Genomic DNA, 21,592 nt, shown 5'->3' on the forward strand with positions numbered 1-21,592 from the left:
TGTGTCAATCAAATTTACGCATGCGGTGCGCGCCGCTCATGGGAGGCTGCACCTCAGGGCAAATGGGCTGGGCCGAGCCCATGACTAGCTTCTCCCGCCGCGCGCCCCCATGTGTCGCGTCGCGCACAGGAGAAAGCCCGGATGCACATGAAGGAAAGGAAGATGTGGACAAGGAAGGTGAGCTACCTCGGTGTGGCCTTCTGGCTGGGGCTCTGCGCATGTGGCGAGAGTTCCACCGGAGCAGAAGCGTGGAGCGGTCTGCCCGAGCCCGCGGGGACGGTGGCCCTCCCTCTCTCGGGAGGGAACATGTACGACGAGTCCGTGATCGTCGACTTCCAACTCTCCTTCACCTCCAAGGAGTGGAAGCGCTTCCTCAAGTACCGCGAGGAAGGAAGCAAGAGCTACGTCCACTGCTCCTTCTCCTTCGCAGGGCAAACCTTCTCGGACGCCGCCTGCCGCTCCAAGGGAGGAGAGGAGAGCTGGGAGGACGAGCTCAAGCCTCAATTCGTCATCAGCTTCAACCACTGGAACAAGCAGGGGCGCTTCCTGGGACTGAGGCACCTCAACCTGGAGGCGAATCCCTATCTGGCCGCTCCGGTGAGAGATCGCCTGGGAATGTGGCTCATGCGCGAGGCCGGGCTGAAGGCGCCTCGCGTCAACCATGCGCGAGTCTTCCTCAATGGGAGCTATCTCGGCCTCTACCAGAACATCGAGGCCATCGATAAAGAGTTCCTCGAAGATCACTTCGATGACCCCGAGGGCAACCTCTACAAGGAAGGCTGGGTGCTCGAGACGAACGAGGAGGAGAACGACCAGGAGCACCTGTGGGCGCTCGAGGACCTCATCGATCACGAGAAACTCACGGGGGACCACTCCGGCTTCTATGCGGCGCTGGGGGGCATGATGGACGTGCCCGAGGTCCTGCGGCTGATGGCGGCGGAGACGGTGCTCCCCACCTCGGACAACTTCAGCAATGGAAGCTGGAACTACTATTACTACGACGATCCCGGCACCGGGCGCTTCATGGTGCTGCCCTGGGACTTCGACGACATCATCGGCGAGTATGCGCCACCGAACGCCGACATCTTCGCGTACTGGGGCGGCGCGATGGGCCACGACCCCAACAAACTACGCCAGCTGATGAATCAACACCCTGGCTGGCGCCAGCAGTTCGTGGAGAACCTCGTGGCCCTTCGCGACGGCGTCTACGCGCGGCTCCCGGAGCAGACCGCCCGCTACTGCGCGCAGATCCGACCCGCGTTCGCCATGGACCCGAATACCGACTTCTCACTCCAGGAGTTCGACGCGGATTGCGCCGATATCCAGCAGCGTATCCGCGCCCGCATCACCTGGCTGCGCCAGCAACTGGGCCGCTGAGATCACCGACTGGGGAAATATCCCAACCCGGTGACGGCAGAGGTCGATCAGAGACAGGGCCCGCAGTCCTTGCAGTTGCCCGGGGTGGTCCCTGTCCCACAGGACTCACTGATCTGACAGGTGCCGTCACCGCAGTGGTAGATATCCTCATGCCGCAGCCGCGTGGTCATCGGCCGATAGTTCTTCCCGTTGTAGGTACAAGACAGGTAGTAGTTGTGTTTGGACTCGGCGACGCAGAAGTCCGAACAGCGGCCCACCTGATGAATGGGCAGGCACTTGTCCACGCCACTGGGATTGGACATCTCGAGCCCGCAGGCCCTCACGCTGCTGTCCGCCGAAGACCAGACAGCGTCGTTGCCAGCAAAGAGCCCCTCCTGCGTGAAGAGGTTGCCGAAGAAGCAGGCCTCCTTCTCCGGAAAATCGTTGAGCTCCCTGGTACCAATGGGAATCGGCGAACCACTGGAATCCAGCCCCATGATGGAGAAGGGAACATGGACGCCGAACTTGTTGGCATGTGCGGCGAGGCAGGAGGTGATGACTTGCTGCTCGACTGCGGTGGCCGGCATGCCGCCCGCCCAGCTCGGAGTCAGCCCCAGTTCTCCGAGCCATGTGTACTGGACCTTTGTCTTGGGGTTCTTCCAGGTCCGGCTGCTTCCCGCGGGCACGGCGCATTTCACGATGTACTGCATGACCATGGCGGTCAGGCCTGGATCCTGGTTGAACCAGGTAGCGAATTGCGTGGTACCCAGCCCGTTGGTGCCCAACCCGTTGGTACCCAGCCCGTTGGTACCCAGCCCGTTGGTGCCCAGCCCGTTGGTGCCCAACCCATTGATGCTCAGGCCATTCTCCTCCTGCAACGAGGCGCTCATGGCTCCCAAGGCAGGGGGCGTCTCCTCTCGCGTGGGATCGGCGCAGCCACAAGCCAGGAGCATGAATAACACCCCTGGCCGCACACACCAGCCCACACTCCAATCACGGTGATGCTGGCGAGAATGTAAGTCATACCCACTCATGGAGGCCCCCCAGGGCTGAGACATGCACCGTGTCACTCGCGGGCTTGTCTGTGTCATCTATAGGGAGAAAGCCCTGTCTCAAGAATGACCCTGCCGGGGGGAAGAGCTGTCGAGTAGCCCTCAATCCCCTCCTTGCGGTCCGACGGGTCCTCTTGCGGTCGGCGGATTGGACACACCGCGTTAAAGGCGCATTTCACGGTTAAACCGCTTTTGCCGTGGATCCCGTGTCCACTTGGTGGCAATATCCCGGTTATGCGCGTTTTCCGAACGTTCGCCTTGTCCGCCGCTCTGCTGTCGCTGCCTGCCTGCGGTCTGATGGGTTCTGAAGATGAGCAGGGGCCTGGCGCAGGGAGCAGCAACCTCGACGATAACGGCGCCTGCTCGCCCGATTCCTCGGTCGTCCCGGTCCACTTGAATGACTACAACCTGTTCCTGCTCGGGGACTACACCCTGGGCACGGACGTGGAGGGCAAGGTCGCGGCGGCTGGCAACATCACCATGGACAACTTCTCCGTGGGCTGGAGGCTGCCGGCCACGGACATCGCCAACACGCTGGTGGCGGGCGGCAACCTGACGCTCACCCATGGCGGCGTCTGGGGTGATGCATGGCACGGGGGTAGCTACAGCGCCGATCAGTCGGTGGTCTACTCGCGAGGCGCCGTGTCGCAGGGCGCTCCCATCGACTTCGCCGCCCGCGGCACGGAGCTGGTCAACCTGTCCGCCCAGTTGGCCAGCCAGACGGCCAACGGCACCACGACGCGCGAGAGCTGGGGCGGCCTCATGCTGCGCGGCACGAGTGCGTGGCGGAACATCTTCGACGTGAACGCCAGCGACTTCACCGGCGCCAAGCTGTGGTCCATCGACGCGCCGGCCGGCTCCTTCGTGGTGGTCAACATCCACGGGGCCTCGGCCACGTTCGGCGGCTTCGCCACCCAGTTCAGCGGAGGCATCGACCAGCACGGCGTGCTCTACAACTTCGTGGACACCACCAGCATCACCGCCGAGGGCTTCGGCTTCTGGGGCACGGTGCTGGCGCCCTTCGCTGACATCCACTTCACCAACGGCAGCTTCGATGGCGGCATCTACGCGAAGTCGCTGACGGGCAACGCCGAGGGCCATATCAACGCGCTGGCGGAGCACACCATCTGCCAGCCGCCGCCTCCTCCTACCGACGGCGGCACTGGCGGTGAGACGCCCGATGGCGGCAGTGGCGGTGAGACGCCCGACGGCGGCAATGGCGGTGGTCCGTCCGATGGAGGCACTGGCGGTCCGTCCGATGGCGGCAGTGGTGGTGGTACGCCTGACGGCGGCCATGGCGGTAACGATGGCGGTTGCCCCGACGGTGGCCACGATCACGGCGGCGGCGGTGGTGGGCACCACGATGGTGACGGGTGCCCCAACGGTGGTCACGATCACGGCGGTGGCGGTCACCACGATGGTGACGGATGCCCCAACGGCGGCCACGATCACGGCGGTGGTGGCGGCGGCGGCGGTCACCACGACGGTGACGGATGCCCCAACGGTGGCCACGATCACGGCGGTGGTGGTGGTGGCAACCACGGTGGTGGCGGTGGTGGGCACCACGATGGTGACGGGTGCCCCAACGGTGGCCACGATCACGGCGGCGGTGGCGGTGGCGGCCACGGTGGTGGCGGCGGCGGCGGCGGTCACCACGATGGTGACGGGTGCCCCAACGGTGGCCACGATCACGGCGGTGGCGGTGGCGGTGGCGGCCACGGTGGTGGCGGTGGTGGTAGCGGCGGTCACCACAATGGTGATGGTTGCCCCAACGGTGACCACAATCACGGTGGTGGCGGCTACGGCGGTGGCGGTGGCGGCTACGGCGGCAACCACTGAGGTGAGGGTCTGTGCGGCGTTGCCTCGCCAGTGAGCTGCCCCCCGCCTCCTTCAGCAGTCCCTACCGCACCCGATGCTGCCCGGGCCACTCGTGGGCCCAAGCAGCAGGTGGAGCGCGTCAGGTCCTCACGACGCCGTCATAGAAGCCGTAGCCCCCGGGGATGAAGAAGTCCTTCCCCGGCTCCAGCCCGAAGGCTCGGATGACGGTCGCCGTGATGTCCTGTGAGCGCGGTGCGCGCGTCACCTTCTCCCCGGACTCCTCCACCAGCGTCACCGGCGCGCCCATGGGGGAGCCGTTCATCGTCTCGTCGTACCCGCCGAGCATCTGGTTCCCCTGGATCCCGCCACCCACGAGGATGGCGCACGTCGCGGGATGGTGGTCGCTCCCCTGCTTCGGGAACGTCCGCCCGAAGTCGCTGTAGACATAGACCAGCGTCTCGTCCAGCAGCGACCGGGACGGGTTGGACCGGCTCGGGGTCAGGCTCATCTCGATGCACAGCCGCCCCACCATCTCGAGCGCGATGCGCAGGTGGTTGGTGTGCATATGCCGCGACCTCACTCGCCGGAGCCACGCGGATACGCAGAGGGAACGGCGCCCGCGCTTCGAACGACGGAAGAGACTCCTTCGGGGGGCTTCACCCCACACGTTGAGGCTTCGCCTCTACAGCTTCTCCTCCGTCACGTCCCGGTAGAAAGTGATCTGGCCGAAGGTGCCATCGGCGAAAGGCACGGGCTTGGAAGTCCACCGGACCACGCGCCGCGGAACCATTTGGAGCTCGAAGTCCTCCCGCCCCACGTAGGGGCCCTCCGCCATGACGCGCACCCGGCGCACGAAGTCCAGGGGATCCTTGAAGCGCGTCGCGAAGGCCCGGATGAACGCATCCCGCTGCATGCCGATCAGCTCGTCCACACTCCGGTCCGCCAGCCAGGACATGTACTCGTTGGCGAAGAGGATGACGCGCCGGTGATCGAGGATCATCACCGCGTCCTCGAAGCTGTTGAGCGCCGCGGCCAGGATGTCTGCACGCAGGCGCTGCCCCGCGTGTGCACTCCGCTCCGCGTGCAGCGAGGCCTGGCTCTTGCGCAGCTGCAAACGGAGCTCGAGTTCTCCGGCCACCCGGCGCGCCAGCGCCACCAGCGTGTCCACCTGCTCGGCGGAGATGCCCAGCGGCTTCTGATCAAGGATGCACAAGGTCCCCAGCACCGTGCCCTCGCGGGTGATGAGCGGGGCGCCCGCGTACGAGCGGAACAAGCCCTCGCGCACCAGCCGGTTGCTGCTGAAGACGGGGTGAATGGTAGCGTCGGGGACCACCAGGGGAGTGGGCTGGTCCGCCTCCACCACGTGGGCGCAGAGGGCCACCTCGCGCTCGGTGCCACGGTCCTGAAGCACCTGGCCGCCGATCCCCACGTACGCCTTGAACCACTGCCGCTTCTCGAGCACCAGCGACAGGAGTGCGATGGGCACATCGAAGGCCTGCGCCGTCTCCCGCACGAGCCGCTGGAGCGTCTCGTCCGCTGGCCCCTCATCGACGAGATTCAGGCTGGCCAGCTTCGTCAGGCGCCCCTGCTCCCGCACCGTGGCTGTGGCGCTCTCGTCGAGCGGAGGCAGCTGGGGGATGGGGGCGGAAGGCTCGAAGGGGGAAGCCGTGGAGGCAGGGGCCTCGGGCAGCTTGCGCCCGAGCGCACGATAGAGGGTCCGACGGTGCGACTCGACGGAGACGCTCTTGGCGAGGACCTCTTGAATGCCCAGGAGATCCTTTTGCTCGAGGGCCGCGTTGCGCATCTTCACGAAGGCGGAGATCACAATGATCCGGGCGAAGGGCGAGCGCTTCCGGATCTCGCGGATCAGCTCGAAGCCGTCGATCCCTGCCAGGGACAGCTCGGTGAGCACCACGGTGGGAGCCTCGGGGCGCCCCAGAAGCGTGGCCTTCGCGGATTTCCCATCCGGAACGACGACGGGCTCCAGGCCCAGCTCAGCCAGCACTCCCTGAAACTTCGAGGACCACGCGGTATCGGGCTCAACGATCATTCCCCAGGCCATGGGGTTCTTCCCTATCACGGTGGCGGCATGGCCAGTCGGGCACACGCGCTACAATGCGCGTGGATGGACACCATGACGGCCCGATGGAGCGCATATGGAGATCAAGGAGTTCCTGAGCATCAACGATGACTTTCTCATCCCGGGCGCGCCGGCCACCACCCCGGACCGACAAAAAGCCGCTGACGCAGTGCGGAAGATCGTCAAGGTCGCGGCGACGCAGGACACCTACTTCGTCAAGACCAACGCGGAGAAGAACCTCTACACGTGCGTGCTCGGATGGAACCACGCCATCGTGCTGACCAAGGCCGGCGACCACTACGTGCCGGGGCTGGTCTTCTGCTTTGGCAACAACTCGGGCCAGAAGGCCTACGGGGCTGCGCCTGATCTCCCGCTGCTGGAGCGGGTGGATGTGGACGGGCTCGGCGGCAAGCACACATGGACCCTGCGGACCGCTCCCCCACTCCCCCTCGAGCGGCTCGTCACCTACGGGGTCAGCTCGTGCTCCTTCTCGGTGATGTACGCGGAGGATCTCAGCCTCATCGGCGTCTCGCACCTGTCCGGCGAACCCCCGATTCCCCTCGACGGCATCTTCAAGCTGGTGCACGACGACGAGGTGGAGCCCACCAAGCACTTCTTCGCTTCGGTGCTCCCTCAGGAGAATGAGTTCCAGAAGTTCACCCGGGACCGCTCGCTGCAGGGGAAGGAGATTGAGACCGCCGTGCTCCTGACCCGAGGCATGATTCCCAAAGAAGGGAGCGGCGCCCACCTGAACCCCCAGATGGGGCACACCGAGATCGGCCTCGCCTTCACTCCCGAGGGTCCCTTCTGTGACGGGATTCTCGGCCTCGAGGCCGACCTGAACTACAGCCGATTGCTGTCCACCGCGCAGGTGTCTCGCCTCAGAGCGTTCGCCAGCGAGGACGGCATCGAGCGGAACCTCCTCTTCTCGACGAGCTTCAACGTCCCCACGGTGATGTCGCTGGCGCAGGTGTTCGCGGACAAGGGCTTTCCCCTCTCGGCGGGCGCGGCGCTGGCGGCGATGGAGCGGAACGAGCCGCGGACCTGGAGCCTGAAGGACAAGGGGCGCGAGTATCGGATCGTGACCGTCATCAAGGACGGAGCTCTAGAGAGAATCACCCAATATACCTACGTCGAGAAGGTGACCCTCACGGGCAGGGTCTTGAAGAACGGGACGATCGACGATTCGCAAAACGCCCTGTGGATGTACCTCAACAGCAAGAACGTGGATGCGCTCAAAGGCCGTGAGGAGCCGCCCGACCTCACCGTCAAGCTCGGGCAGGATGCCGTGCTCACCGTGGTCCAGAAAGACCGCCGGTGGAGCATCGTCCAGGGAGACAACACCATCGAGATCACTCGCGGCGCCGAGCGGAGCATCCGGAAGAAGACGAAGAGCCTCGAGTTCTTCTGCGCGGAGGAGGCCAGGCACATCGTGGAGGACGTGCTCAAACCCCTGGCCGACGGCGACTTCGGATTTCCCGCCATCCACCGCGCGATCTTCGCTGGCATCAGCAACAAGCTGAAGCAGGTCAGGCACTTCTACTACTCGAGGGACGCCTTCCTCTATTACGAGTACGAAGTCGCCAACGGAGTGCAGTGGGGGGACACGTGGCAGGCGGGCAAGGCTACCGCGCGCATGCTGGGCCACTTCCTCTGCGGCGAAAGCAAGACTCATCCCTACGCCAAGGCGATCTCGGATGTCATCAAGGTGAATCGCTACGAGTTCAAGATCCCGCTGGGCGGGTAGCCCCAACCGGAACTCCTCGTTAGTTTTGAATTTCTGACATTGCGTCCTCGTCGGGGAGCCGCGCCGGGCCGGCGGCTTTCCGACGAGGACGTGTTCTATGAGCGGTAGGAGCAGGAGTGTTGAGGCTGCCGTTGGGGCGGCCGTGTGGATGACTCTGGCGGCGTGCGGTGGGCCGCCCGAGACCCAGCCGGCGGCGGGCTTGAGTACGGCTCGGCGGGCCGTCACGACAGGCCCGGACTTCGTGGTGACCGAAATCTTCGTGCCCGGATTGGTGTCAGGCAACTTCCCGGAGGTCTTCGCCTTCGCGACCGTCTGCAACGTGGGCTTCGAGGAGGGCTTGCCAACGGTGTCGGCTTACATGTCCACCGACCCCGTCGTGACTCAGGGCTCGCCCTCCAACCCCTCGCCGGATACCTACTTCGGCTCCGCGAGCGGCAGCTACTCCCTCAGCCCAGGGTTGTGCGAGACGATCCATATCGGCGACTCCCCCTGGCCTACCGAAGGGGTGTTCTACCTGGGCGTGTTCGTGGATCCGCAGAACACGATCCCCGAGGTGAACGAGGACAACAACACCCGGGTGAGCGGCCGCATCGCCGTGGGCTACAAGCCGGATTTGATCGTGACTTCGGTAACGGGGCCCACCAGTGCGAAGCCGCGTGATGAGTTCACCACCCAGGTGAAGGTCTGCAACCAGGGCCCCCTGTACACCTGGGCGAAATTGGAACTGTACCTGTCCGAGGACACCGTCATCACCCCGAGCTCGTCCTCCAGCGACTCGCCGGATGAAGAGGTGGGCTACGTGAACTACATCGACCTCGGCAGCGGGAAGTGCCAGACGTTGAACATCCACACCTATACCGAGAGAACGGGGACGTTCTACCTCGGCGCCGTAGTGGCTCCGGTGAACGGCGAGCCGGAGCTGAGCGAGAGCAACAACTCGCTCGCGGACAGCCGCATCAGCATTGGCGAAGAGCCAGACTTCGTGGTGTCCGCCATCACGGGGCCCGCTAGCGTGGAATTGGACTCCTTCGCCCTCTACTCCGTCACGGTGTGCAACCAGGGGACGGCTGGCGGCTCAGCGGACTTCGAGCTGTACCTGTCCGAAGATGCCATCATCACTCCGGAAGGGCCGGACAGACCGGACGTGGACCACCTGCTGGGCTCCCATTCCACTTATTACCTGGACCCAGGCGAGTGCAGGACGCAAGAAGTGGGCGGCTATGCCCGCTCGCAAGGCACGTACTACGTGGGCGCCGTGGTGAATGGTGACAGGGATATTGACGAGCTCCGCGAGGATAACAACACGCGGGTGGGCGACCGCCTCAGCGTCGGCTCCGGGCCCGACCTCGTGGTGTCTGCCGTGACGGGATCGACCCTCGACTCGGAATACCCACTCACCGCCTCCGTCACGGTGTGCAACCAGGGCACGGCACCGAACTTGACGGACGCGGACGTCCGGCTCTACCTGTCCCTGGACCCCCTCATCACTCCAGGCGCGCCAGACGCCCCCTCGCCGGATTACACCGTGGGCTACGAATACATACCCTCGATCGATCCAGGCGAGTGCCGGACGGTCTCGATCAACAGTTGGGCCGCGTCATTATGGTTCGGCGCGCACTACGTGGGCGCTTCGGTGAATGAGTCTGGGTCCTGGCCTGAGGAGCTCCGGTCGGACAACAACACACGGGTGGGGAACCGCATCGGCATTGGCGACGTGCCCGACTTCGTGGTGTCCGCCGTGACAGGGCCGGTCAGCGCGCTGCCGGATCAAGCCTTCACTACCTCGGTGACGGTGTGCAACCAGGGGCATTGGCCTGGCGGAACGCACGTGCAGGTGTATCTGTCCGACGACACCGTCATCACCCCTTACACTCAATATGACAGCTCGCCGGATTACTACTTCGGCGAAGGGTCCACGAATTACCTCAACCCAGGCGAGTGCCAAACGCTCTCGATCGAGTGGTGGAATCCCCCGGAGGGGCGCTTCTACCTGGGTGCTGTCGCGGCCTTGGGTAACTATCGCGATTCAGCCGAGGTCCTCCTGGACAACAATTCGCTCGCAGGCAATCGGATTGGCATCGGCAGCAAGCCGGACTTCATCGTGTCCGCCGCGACGGGGCCCACGAGTGCTCACGAGGAAGAGCCCTTCACGACTTCTGTGACGGTGTGCAATCAGGGCACTGCGACGGACTCGCCCAGCGTGGATTTGTACCTGTCGAAGGATGAGATCATCACCCCCTACTCGCCCTACTCCAGCTCGCCGGACTTCAACGTGGGCCGTGGGTACATGAGCGACCTCGGTCCTGGCCAGTGCCAGACGCTGGAGGTAGAGGGTTGGGCGTTCGTCCCGCCGGGCACCTACTATCTGGCCGCAACCATCGACTCGGGCGGCGGCGGCGACGACGAGCGTGAGTTGTTCCTGGACAACAACACCCGGATCATCGAGCAGTTCACCCTCACGCACTGAGTCATACGGCAAGACGAGAGGCTCCAGGGGCACAAACCTGGAGCCTCTCGAGTGTTGGTGGCCCTGTCCCGCTCGGCATATGCCCTACCCCGTGCTGCTGTGGACGGAACTATCCATCCAGGAAGGGATTGGCTCCGTCCCTATATTGTCTGGCTTACCGCGGCCGCATGGAAGTATGGTCTGTCTTCACGCGGAGAGGACTCCGCGCATTCCATGGAGGTTCTGGTGATCAACCGCAAGTCGCTTTCGCTGTTCGCGGCATCTCTGTGCAGCGCGTTCATGATTCTTGGCTGCAATGCGCCGATGGATGGGGAGCTGCAGGCTGAAGAGGTTCAGGCTGAAGCGGCTCAGGCAGGAGCAGCAGAGGGGACTCAGGAGCAGGGCGATACGTCTGCTCTGGCTTGCGATTGGAGGGTCGGATTACACAATTCGATGTGGATAACCGACACCTCCTACGGACAATTCCAGTACTATTCTGTGTGGTGTACTGTCGGCAGGGGCCTGCCCGCAGCTTGCTATAGTGGTCGCTACTACTATGAGCAGCAGCTCGCGAGCACGTCCTGCGTCGGGCCGGTCAACGGATCATGCAACGACCCGCAAGCCACGTGGCTCGTCACGTGTAATGCGCGCATCGACTGCACGTATGATTGCGCGGGGATTTGTCAGCCGACGAGTTGCTGAGCGCGGCATGCGTCCCGTGTCCCTGGGGTTGATCAGCGCCCCGGGGCCTCACCCCTCGGAGTTGGCCATCTGCGTCTCTCGCTCTTCCTCGCAGAAGGCCTTGGTCTTGAAGATGAGGTACTGCTTCTTCTCGTCCTTCCGCGTGCAGGCCACCCCCGGCTTGCCGGAAGAGGTGTTGGCGATCTCCTTCAGATCGCACGTGTAGTTCTTCTGGAACTCCTTCAGCAGCTTGTCCTTGATCTCGACGCACTTCTCCTTGCTCGGTGAGTTGAACCAGTTGAAGCCGAACTGGCCCTTGAGGGAGTCCAAGGAAGATGGCGCCTCAGGGGTGCCCGCGAACGCAGCCCCTCCCAGCGTCACCATCCACAGCGCGATCCCCACGCCTCTTTTCATGTCGTCGTTCTCGTTGAGAGAGTGAGAAGCGCGGCGCGCAGCGCGTTGGGCCTGCGCCCTGGGGGAATCCCCAGGGTCCGAGGGACCTCAACGCCTGCTGTACTTTTCTTCGTGGGACGTTGAATCGAGCCCGCCCGCCGCCGTCGGACTCGCTCCCCGCCTGTCTGCCCATGAGGGAGTCGTTCATTCCCTTGTCTCCCGGGACAGACATGCGGCGGGCAGCTTCTTTTTATCTCAACAAGGTTCCTACATCTTATGAAACGAGAATTCTCGCCGCGCCTGCTGGCGCTCACCCTATCGCTCTTCGTGGTGACCCTCTCGGGTTGTCCTGGAGAAGAACCCCCTGTATCCGATCCGTGCGAGGGGATCGTCTGTGGACTCGGGCGCTGTGTGGCCAGCGACGGGCAGGCCACCTGCGAGTGCGATCGCGGCTACCACGCGGATGGCCTCACCTGCGTCAAGGATAACGAGCCTCCGCCCAACCCCTGCGAGCCCAACCCGTGTGTGCAGCCGGGTCGCGGGCAGTGCTCCAGCGTGAATGGCGGCGCTGTCTGTTCGTGCGACCCCGGAAAGCAAGAGGAGGACGGTGTCTGCGTCACGCCCCATCCATGCGAGCCGAACCCCTGCACCACTCCGAACAAGACGGACTGCAGCGTCTCGAACGGCCAGCCGGTCTGCTCGTGCGTGAGTGGCTATGTCCCAGAGGGGGAAGAGTGCAGGCCTGAGCAGCCCGTCACCTGCTCGGGGCAGCACTCCACGGGTGACTCCTTCGAGCCCGATGAGTGCCCCGCGCTTGCACGCGCCGTGGGTGCCGGCGGGACGCAGAACGAGGAGCACACGCTGAGCCCCTCGGCTGACGAGGACTGGTTCAAGCTCACCGCCGTCGCCGGGCATGTCTACGAGGCCGTGGCGACGGGAGTCGCGGGTGAGCGGCTGCACCTGGACCTCTACGCGGAGGATGGCTCCACGGTGCTGGCCTCGGACCACAGCGGACAGGCGACGGCGCGGCTCGTCCACAAGGCGGCGGGAGCGGGCGCGCTCTTCTTCCGGATCCGTGCCTTCTCCAGCGGCGAGACCGGGACCTACCGCATCTCCCTCACGGATCTGGGCGCGGATGACTTCGCGGATGAGCCCGCGCTCGCCACCGCGCTGACGGCCCCGAACGGGACTCCGGTGTCTGGGAGCCTGCAGTTCGACGGGGACCGCGACGTGGTGAAGGTGCCTCTCACCGCAGGCCACAGCTATCGCTTCGAGGCAGCGTGGAGCGCCGCGAGCACGGCCGCGCTTCGGCTGGAGCTCATCGCGCCGGAGCAGACGACGGTGAGGGTCTCCAGCGAGCAGGTGGCGCCGAAGCTGCTCACGCGCATCACCAGCGCGGGGGATTACTACCTGCGCATTCAGGAGCCTACGGGGAAGCTGCGCGCCAGCTACACCTTCACGGTCACGGATCTCGGGGTGGACGATCATGGGGATGCTCCTCCGGAGGCGTCGCCCGTGGTCATCGACGGGCCGCCGGCGTCGGGTGGCTCCGAGCAACCGGATGACATAGACATCTTCACGTTCCAGGCGCAGGCCGGCCATATCTACGCCTTCACCTGCAACCCGAGCGGCGGAGCGGTGGATTGCCAGGTGAGCCTCTCCGATGTGGGGGGCAACGTGCTGGCGACCGACAACAACGGGGGCACGGGCTATATCGTCTACGAGTACACCCAGGCGGGGACGTACTACTTCCGGATCTCCTTGGGAGCGGTGGGCAGCTACACGTATCGCCTGGAGGATCTGGGCGTCGACAACCACGGTGACACGATCGACACCGCGACTCCCATCAACGCGGGGGGAGGCGTCTCCAATGGCTCGCTGGAGCAGATGGGAGATGTGGATGTCTTCAGCTTCACGGCGACCGCCGGGCACATCTACCGCTTCACCTGCGGCAGCAGCGTCCTGGACTGCGATGTCGAGCTACTCGACTCCACGGGTGCCATTCTCGTGAGCGCCACCGGCCCCGAGACACCCGCCGTCATCACCTACGAGTTCAACACGGGCGGCGCGTACTTCTTCCGGGTGCAGACCGATGGCTCGGCGACGGGGGCATACACCTACTCGCTGGAGGACCTCGGGGTGGATGACCACGGGGATGACCTGGCCAACGCCACCGCCCTCACGGCCGGAGCGCCCGTGGCGACGGGCACTCTGGAGCTCTCGGGCGATGTGGACGTGTTCTCCTTCTCAGCCACGGCCGAGCACCTGTACGAGTTCTCGTGCACCGCCACGACCATCGACTGCGACGTGGAGCTGCTCGACGCGACGGGGACGGTGCTGACGGCGGACCACTCCTCCAATACCTCGGCAGTCGTGCGCCGCCAGCTCATCACTGCGGGCACCTATTACGTCCGAGTGAAGGGGGGCAACGCCGCCAGCGCCACGGGAACCTACGGCTACCGGCTTCAGGACCTGGGTGTGGATGACCACGGAAACACGGATGCCACCGCTACGCCCATCTCGGTGATGGCCAGCGGCGCCACCGGCAAGATCGAGATCGCAGGGGACACCGATGTTTTCTCGTTCAGCGCCACCGCGGGCCACATCTACGAGTTCACCTGCACGGCGGCCGCGGGCGACTGCGATCTCTTCCTGGCGGACTCCTCCGGGACGGTGCTCCGCCAGGACGTGACTTCGTCTTTCTCCGCGAAGATCCTCTACGAGGTCGGAGCCGCGGGCACGTACTACGTCCGACTGAAGTTCGGGGCGGCCTCGAGCACGGTGATCGGCGGCTACACGTACCAGCTCAGGGACCTGGGTGTGGATGACCACGGAGACACGGAGGCCACCGCTACTCCCATCTCGGTGATGGCCAGCGGCGCCACCGGCCTGATCGAGACCAAGGGGGACTACGATGTGTTCTCGTTCAGCGCCACCGCGGGCCACATCTACGAGTTCTCGTGCACGGCGGCCGCGGGCGACTGCGATCTCGCCCTGGTGGACTCCTCCGGGACGGTGCTCCGCCAGGACGTGACTTCATCCTTCTCCGCGAAGATCCTCTACGAAGTCGGGGCTGCGGGCACGTACTACGTCCGGCTGTGGTTCGGGGATGCCTCGACCACGGTGGTCGGCGGCTACACGTACCAGCTCAAGGACCAGGGCGTGGATGACCATGGAGATACGGATGCCACCGCTACCCCCATCTCCGTGATGGCCAGCGGCGCCACTGGCCTGATCGAGACCAAGGGGGACTACGACGTGTTCTCGTTCAGCGCCACCGCGGGCCACATCTACGAGTTCTCGTGCACGGCGGCCGCGGGCGACTGCGATCTCTTCCTGGCGGACTCCTCCGGGACGGTGCTCCGCCAGGACGTGACTTCGTCCTTCTCCGCGAAGATCCTCTACGAAATCGGGGCTGCGGGCACGTACTACGTCCGGCTGAAGTTCGGGGATGGCTCGACCACGGTGGTCGGCGGCTACACGTACCAGCTCAAGGACCAGGGCGTGGATGACCACGGGGACACGCAGGCCACGGCCACGCCGATCGTGCCTTCGACGACCTCCACGTTGGCGAACTTCGAGATACCGGGGGACACCGATGTGTTCTCGTTCACGGCGGAGGCAGGCCACATCTACCAGTTCACCTGTGTCCCGGCCTCGTCGTCGTTGGACTGCAACGCATACCTGAGGGATGCGGCGGGAACGACGCTCGCATCGAGCACCTCCACCTCTTCCTCCGCGACGGTGCGCTACGAGGTGGCGACGCCAGGTACCTACTACCTGGTTGCCACCGTGTATACCTGGGAGAGCTCCAACTTCAGCTACAGGTTCCAGCTCCAGGATCTCGGGCTCGATGACTATGGGGACACACGGGCCACGGCCGCCCCCATCGTGCCGTCCGCGACGGCCACGCCGGCACTGCTCGAGCTGGCGAGCGACGAGGACTGGTTCTCCTTCACAGCCGTGGCGGGACAGGCCTTCGACTTCTTCTGCACCACTTCGAACTTCGACTGTAACCTGGGCCTGTATAACGCGGCTGGCACGCTGCTCACCTCGGACACGAGCTCCAGCAACAGCGCGCAGGTCACTCGCAAGTTCCCCACTGCGGGCACCTACTACGTGAGGGTCTACGCAGGCTCTGGATCTGGCGCATACTCGTTCCGGCTGAACGATCGCGGAGTGGATGATCACTCGGACACGTTCACGGGGGCCACCACGCTCACCCTGGGGACCGCTCTGGCGGGCACCATCGAGATCTCTGGGGATGCGGATTTCTTCGCGGTGTCGCTCGCGGCCAGCACGTCCTACACGGTGACCACCACGGGCATCTCGACGACTATCACGGTGTACGCCCCGGACATGACGACGACGATCTCCAGCGGCTCGAGCCCACGTTCCTTCACCAGCACCGCGGCGGGAGGGGTGCACTTCGTCCGGGTGCAGGCCGCTTCGGCCACGGGCGCGTACACGGTGAAGGTCCAGTAGCGGTCGGAGACTCGATTGCTCGGAGCTCGGAGGCCCCCCATGGCGCTCCGAGCTCCACCTGCTGGTGAACCAAGCAGTCCGAGCCCAAGCCCGCCTGGCAGGCTCCTGGATCCACCTTCAAGCTCAGGCAATACAAGTCGTCCTCTCGCGGGCGATGACGCAGAGTCAGGCAATGATTGCCTGGCTGAGCCGTTATTGCTCAGCCTCTCCAGGCAAGGCTGAACAATTCCTGCGCAGTTTGCTGGCGAAATGCATCTGGCCCCCTGGGCCGGGGGGGAGAGTCTCGTGGCACGACCATTGCTCTTTGAGGCGTCGCATCACCCAACAAGGAGCAAGCAATGGCGTTTCTCGATGAATTCAAAATCGCAGTGAGCAGCTACCCCGCAAACTCCGTGTCCCTGAGCATCGTCGATGAGGCTGTGGAGCAGGGCTCGGCGGGAGCGGTCAACGTCAATGAGATCTGGAAGTTCCGGGTCAACATCGCCAACAACGGTCATCTCAACATGACTGGAGTCTTCTTGCAGATCGAGTCTCAGAATGGAGCGCTGATCAGCAAGTCCCCCGCAGGGCCGTGGCAGTCCAGCGTACTCTCGAGCGCACTGACTGTGAATGCGCATGGCGCCCAGAAGACCGCGTTCCTCTATTTCAAGGCGCCTGGTGTGCCGAAGCCCGCGGGTACCACGCTTGTGAAGACTCACATCTACACGTTCGATGCCAACCTGACGGATCTCCTGAACACTCACAGCGGTCAATCCAATTCCCCGGCGGGAGTCCTCAACAAGCAGGTCTATCCGTAGGGAAGGTCTGCACCGACTCCAGGCATCGCCTGAACCGGTTCGAAGGGGGCACCTGACAGCGGGTCGCGGTTCCTGGCCATCGCCAGGGATCGCGACCCTTGTTTGCTTTGCTCCATTGCGCTCGTACCCAGGGCAGAGCAGTGTTTGAGCAGTGTTGCAAGGTCATCGCGCGAAGTGCCTGCTCTCGAGAGGACATGCTGGCGCTGAGATAGTATGGCGCCATGGCAGGCCCCGACGATGACAAGCCTCGCCTCGGTCCGGCCCGAGGCCCCGACGATGCTGGCGCCCTCGGGAATCCCACGTTGACCCTCGGGCCCCAGGCTGCTCCCCATGCTTCCGTGGAGGAGAAGGCTGTGGCCTCGGGAGTTGGCTCGGAGCGCTACGAGTTGCTGGAATTGCTGGGCCGGGGTGGCATGGGGGAGGTCTACAAGGCGCGTGATCGGCGCCTGGATCGTCTGGTCGCGCTCAAGTTCATCCGGGGGGCGGATCCGGACCGGGCCATGCGCTTCCTCCGAGAGGCTCGGGCGCAGGCACGCATCGACCACCCGAACGTCTGCAAGGTCTATGAGACCGGTGAGGTGGGCGGGAAGGCCTTCATCGCCATGCAGCTCGTTGCAGGTCAGCGGCTCGATCAGCTGGCCGCGGGCATGTCACTGCCTGAGCGAGTGCAGGTCATGAGAGAGGTCGCCGCGGCCGTACACGAGGCGCACCGGCTCGGCGTCATCCACCGGGATCTCAAGCCCTCCAACATCATGGTCGGGCGGAACGAGGATGGGCGCCTGTCTCCCGTCGTGATGGATTTTGGCCTGGCCTACGAAGCCACCCAGGGACATGGGCTCACCGAGACGGGTGCGCTGATGGGGACGCCGTCGTATATGGCTCCGGAGCAGGCCCGCGGCGATTTGCGAAACATCGATCGCCGCTCGGACGTCTACAGCTTGGGGGCGACGCTCTACGAGCTGCTCACGGGAGTAGCGCCATTCACAGACGACACGCTCGTGGGGCTCCTGGGGAAGGTGCTTCATGAGGAGCCGCTGCCTCCGCGGGCGAGAGTGCCTCACCTCGACAGCGATCTGGAGATCATCGTCCTCAAGTGCCTGAGCAAGGATCCGGACCAGCGCTATGCGTCCGCCCGGGCCCTGGCCGAGGATCTCGGACGCTATATGGACGGAGATCCGATCCTGGGTCGGCGTCCGAGCCTGCAATACCGGCTGCGGCGGTATGCGCGGAAGCATCGGGCCCTGGTGACCGTCTCGGGGATCTCGCTGGCCAGCATCCTGGTCCTCGCGACCTGGGGCGTACAGTCCTGGCTGGAGGCGCGGCATACCCAGCGGCAGTCCGAGGAGCGTGCGCGACTGGCCGAGGACATCGGACAGCAGGTCAAGGAGATCGAGTGGTTCCTGCGGATGTCCTATGTGCTTCCGCTTCACGACCCTCAGGCAGAGCAGCAGCTCGTCCGCGAGCGCATGTCGGGAATCGCGGCACAGGCGCATGATCTGGGAGCCTATGGTGAAGGCGTTATTCACTACGCTCTGGGGCGCGGCCACCTGATGCTGCAGGAGTTCGAGAAGGCGAACGAGGAGCTGACGCGCGCGCGGGAAAAAGGTCTGGATTCCCCCCAGGTGCACTACGCCCATGGCCGGGTGCTCGGCGAGCTGTACCGTCGGAGCCTGGAGGATGCACGGCGCAGCGGCAACCCAAGCTGGGTGGCCAGACGGCAGCAGGAACTCCAGAAGCAGTACCTGGAACCGGCGCTCCAGTCGCTCGAACGCAGCCGGGGGCTGAAGCTGGAGTCTCCCCTCTACCTCGAAGGGCTCATTGCCTTCTACCGGCTGGACTATGACGGGGCGGCGCGGGCGGCGGCACAGGCCACCCAGGCAGCGCCGTGGATGTATGAGGCGCGGAAGCTCGCCGGGGACGTGGCCTATGCCCGGGCCGTCGAGCAACTGGAGCACGGCGATCGTGACGCGGCGCGGGCCAGCCTTCAACAGGCGAGCAGCCTATATGAGCAGGCCATCGAGCGCGGGCAGAGCGACGCGGGGAACTACGAAGCGCTCGCGGCGGTGTGGCTGCAATCCGCGGAGGTGGATCGGCACCAGGGAAGATCGCCTGAGGAGGCCCTGGAACGAGTGTTGGCGGCCAGCGGCAAGGAGATACAGGCAGCCCCACTGCGCTCGGCGGCATACACCCAGAAGGCCTATGCCTTGTGGCGGCGGTATCGGTGGCTGAGCAACGACGGCAGTCGTCTCCATCCGGCGCTGGAACCTCTTCTTCGGGAGTGGATCGAGATCGGCTCACGCGCCGTGGAACTGAATCCGCGGGATGTCTACGCCTACGACGCGCTGGGGATCGGGTACCACACGCTGGCCCTTTACGAGGATCAGAACCAGAGGGATCCTCGCCCAGCGTGGGCCGAGGCCCGTGCGAAGCTCACCCAGGCGCTCGAAATCCAGCCTGCCTATCCCTGGGGACTCAATGACCTGGCACTGGTGCACCTCTCTCAGGGGGATTTCCTGCGGAGTCATGGCCAGGATCCGCGCGAGGACTATGCGGAGGCGATTCGCCGCTTCGAGCAGGCCCTGCGGTTCGATCCGAGCTATCTCAATGCATACGCGAACTTGATTCTCCTGTGCAATGCGATGGCGGAGTACGGCCTGGAGCGTGGGCTCAACCCCGAGGTCGAGGTGCGCAAGGCGCTCCAGGCCGGTGAGCAGAGCCTCACCCTCGACAAGGGCTACTTCCCGCCCGTGAACAACATGGCCATGACGTACCTGATCCAGGCGCGGTACCTGATCGATTCTGGCGGGGACCCGCGACCCTCCCTGGAGCAGGCGCTTCAGTACGTGGAGCGCGCACTGAACCTCAGAGCCAATTTCGGACCCAGCCATCTCTTCCGTGCGCAGGCCCACCTTCTCATGGCAGTCCAGGAAATGCGGGCAGGCCGCGATCCCAGTGCCGCGCTCGAGGCAGGGCGTCAGGCTTTGAAGAGCGCCTATCAGTATGCTCCCAATTGGGCTGATTGCTGGGTCACGGGAGCACGGATGGAGCTGGTGGCGGCGGAATGGGAGGAGCGCCAGGGCAGGTCAGGCCTGCCATTCCTCCAACAGGCTGCAGACAAGGCACGCTCCGCCGTGAAGCTGCAGCCCTCCGCCGAAGCCCACCAGGAGCTGGCGCGGGTGCACTGGCGGCTTGCGCAGGCCTCGCCGCCTGACAGGGCGCGTACTTCGCTTGGCGAGGGACTGGCGCAGGTGGAGTTGGCTCTCAAACTCGATCCGAGCCTAGCGCACGCCCACGCCATCCGCGGAGGGCTGCTGCTGGCCCGGACGCGGATGGCGCGGGAGGCGACGGAGCGCCGCGACGCGGTGCTTCAGGCCCGCTTCTCATTCGCCCGGGCCATCGAGATCAACCCCCTGCTCCGGCGTGAGTATGCAGAACCGATGAGCAAGGTGGAGGAACTGAGCAGGGCTCTCGAAGCATCTCCCTCAACGAAGCCGTGAGCCCTCTTCATTTCTGCGGATACTGCCCTGTAGCGAGGATCCCCCCCTTCCCAAACCATCTGTTGAACTCATCGCCGCATTCCAGCGGCTCTTGCGGGGGTTTGGGTATATCAACCTCGATCGCACGGTGTAGATCGCGGTTGAAACACAGTGCGCCGTCTTCTGTCCAGACTGCTTCCAATGGACGGGGGTTCGCCGTCAAGACACCTTCGCGGTCTTTGATGTTGAGCTTTTTCCCGTCTACCGTATAGCTCTCGAAATCGCCGAACCTGGCGAAGTAGGCAGCACGCTTTGCCTGGATGCATGCGCCGAGGAGCTGATTCTCGACATCGTCCGCGAAGGAGATCGCACTGGGGTTGTAACCCCAGTCCATGCATTTGGCGATGGCTCCAGTTTGGCAGGCCAGGGTAACTGTTCCAGTTCCGGCGTTGGTGACCCTCCCCCTCTGGGCATCGACTGATTTGCCGGGGAGCAAGAACAGCCTGTTCTTGTCCGAGCAGTATTCCTTCGAATCCCATTTGCCCTCATACCAATAGGACCGGCCGTGTTTCCCGGGCAATGCCACCTCGTGCTCCACGAAGGTGAGGGCCGCACTCAGAGGAAACACTTTCTCGTTGATAGAGATGCGCAACTTGTGCAGATTCGCCCCACTTGCTTCGCCCATGCCGTTGCTGGACCTAAAACGAAAGGAAAGCCTGGGCCCCGTTGTGACGCGAGTCAGGATCACCGGAGTCGCTCCTTGGTTGGGACCGAGCTCGAAGGTCGCAGAGAGTTTATAACTCTCCACGTATTCTTCCGCGGGATTCGCCGACGCAGGAAAGCGCCGCCCTTTGAGTTCGACACCGTCATGCGTCTGGACAAACGCTTCCGGGCAGAATCGGCGTTTTTCTTTGTCTTGGACGCAGTAGTCAGCCTCCCTGTTGATATAGATTCCCCTGCCGTTGGGTTCCTGGCACGGCGAGCAATTTCCATGTCCCTCATTTGCGGCCGCCACGGTGGCCCAACAACTGATCACCAGCGTCATCAGCGTTATGGCAGTGCGGCAATTCAGTTCGTCTCTCAAGGGTGTCTCTCGCTTTCTGGATGCCTACGTGTTGCGAGGCGAGTGCTGAGCAAGGGACATGCCAGTGCTTCAGTCCGGGCCAGGCGAAGGAGTTCCCGTGACCAGGTAGGCAATCATGGCGTAGCGCTAGGCGATGATTGCCGTGGCTGAGCAACAACCGCCTTGGGTTCAGTCTGT

General features: G+C 64.4%; 13 protein-coding genes. 8 read left to right on the top strand and 5 right to left on the bottom strand.

Translation table 11 applies throughout. The features are described from left to right. Positions 1-147: 147 nt before the first annotated feature. A complete protein-coding gene (locus KY501_RS32120) occupies positions 148-1,377 on the top strand; it encodes a CotH kinase family protein (RefSeq protein WP_224367473.1) in 1,230 nt (409 codons plus the stop codon). A 47-nt stretch (positions 1,378-1,424) separates the two neighbouring features. On the opposite strand, the gene KY501_RS32125 is transcribed toward KY501_RS32120, so the two are convergent. Further along, positions 1,425-2,246 carry a hypothetical protein gene (locus KY501_RS32125; RefSeq protein WP_224367475.1) on the bottom strand — a complete coding sequence of 274 codons (822 nt, stop codon included), beginning with the start codon at positions 2,244-2,246 and terminating at the stop codon, positions 1,425-1,427. A 459-nt stretch (positions 2,247-2,705) separates the two neighbouring features. Between KY501_RS32125 and KY501_RS32130 the strand changes: the two genes are divergently transcribed. Next, positions 2,706-4,247, top strand: a complete 1,542-nt coding sequence (locus KY501_RS32130) for a choice-of-anchor A family protein (protein WP_224367477.1) — start codon at positions 2,706-2,708, stop codon at positions 4,245-4,247. Positions 4,248-4,365: 118 nt separating this feature from the next. Here KY501_RS32130 and KY501_RS32135 read toward each other — a convergent pair whose 3' ends face one another. Both KY501_RS32135 and KY501_RS32140 read right to left on the bottom strand, forming a co-directional pair. Continuing rightward, complete coding sequence (locus KY501_RS32135; RefSeq protein ID WP_224367482.1) at positions 4,366-4,791, bottom strand: DUF1501 domain-containing protein; 426 nt, start codon at positions 4,789-4,791, stop codon at positions 4,366-4,368. 117 nt (positions 4,792-4,908) lie between these two features. Further along, the gene (locus tag KY501_RS32140; protein ID WP_224367484.1) at positions 4,909-6,288 is read right to left on the bottom strand and encodes a GAF domain-containing protein; all 1,380 of its coding nucleotides are present in this window, start codon (positions 6,286-6,288) and stop codon (positions 4,909-4,911) included. 94 nt (positions 6,289-6,382) lie between these two features. On the opposite strand from KY501_RS32140, the gene KY501_RS32145 reads away from it, so the two are divergent. From KY501_RS32145 to KY501_RS32155, 3 genes are all read left to right on the top strand, one after another. Next, positions 6,383-8,053 carry an RCC1-like domain-containing protein gene (locus KY501_RS32145; protein WP_224367485.1) on the top strand — a complete coding sequence of 557 codons (1,671 nt, stop codon included), beginning with the start codon at positions 6,383-6,385 and terminating at the stop codon, positions 8,051-8,053. A gap of 148 nt (positions 8,054-8,201) precedes the next feature. Further along, positions 8,202-10,520: a CARDB domain-containing protein gene (locus tag KY501_RS32150; RefSeq protein WP_224367638.1), complete on the top strand. Its 2,319-nt coding sequence runs from the start codon at positions 8,202-8,204 to the stop codon at positions 10,518-10,520. Between the two features lie 225 nt (positions 10,521-10,745). After that, a complete protein-coding gene (locus KY501_RS32155; protein ID WP_224367487.1) occupies positions 10,746-11,201 on the top strand; it encodes a hypothetical protein in 456 nt (151 codons plus the stop codon). A 48-nt stretch (positions 11,202-11,249) separates the two neighbouring features. Here the strand turns inward: KY501_RS32155 and KY501_RS32160 are convergent, their stop codons facing one another. Then, positions 11,250-11,594 carry a hypothetical protein gene (locus KY501_RS32160; protein ID WP_224367488.1) on the bottom strand — a complete coding sequence of 115 codons (345 nt, stop codon included), beginning with the start codon at positions 11,592-11,594 and terminating at the stop codon, positions 11,250-11,252. 255 nt (positions 11,595-11,849) lie between these two features. Here KY501_RS32160 and KY501_RS32165 point away from each other — a divergent pair, with 255 nt between their 5' ends. The 3 genes from KY501_RS32165 (at position 11,850) to KY501_RS32175 (ending at position 20,352) form a co-directional block, all read left to right on the top strand. Further along, entirely contained in the window at positions 11,850-16,058 is a 4,209-nt protein-coding gene (locus KY501_RS32165; RefSeq protein WP_224367490.1) for a PPC domain-containing protein, read from the top strand. 338 nt (positions 16,059-16,396) lie between these two features. Continuing rightward, positions 16,397-16,855, top strand: coding sequence for a hypothetical protein (locus KY501_RS32170; RefSeq protein ID WP_224367492.1), 459 nt, complete (start codon positions 16,397-16,399; stop codon positions 16,853-16,855). A gap of 221 nt (positions 16,856-17,076) precedes the next feature. Continuing rightward, entirely contained in the window at positions 17,077-20,352 is a 3,276-nt protein-coding gene (locus KY501_RS32175) for a serine/threonine-protein kinase (protein WP_224367494.1), read from the top strand. Positions 20,353-20,359: 7 nt separating this feature from the next. On the opposite strand, the gene KY501_RS32180 is transcribed toward KY501_RS32175, so the two are convergent. Further along, positions 20,360-21,415: an ADYC domain-containing protein gene (locus KY501_RS32180; RefSeq protein WP_224367496.1), complete on the bottom strand. Its 1,056-nt coding sequence runs from the start codon at positions 21,413-21,415 to the stop codon at positions 20,360-20,362. Positions 21,416-21,592 lie beyond the last annotated feature (177 nt).

Source organism: Hyalangium versicolor, from assembly GCF_020103695.1.
Lineage (GTDB): Bacteria > Myxococcota > Myxococcia > Myxococcales > Myxococcaceae > Hyalangium > Hyalangium versicolor.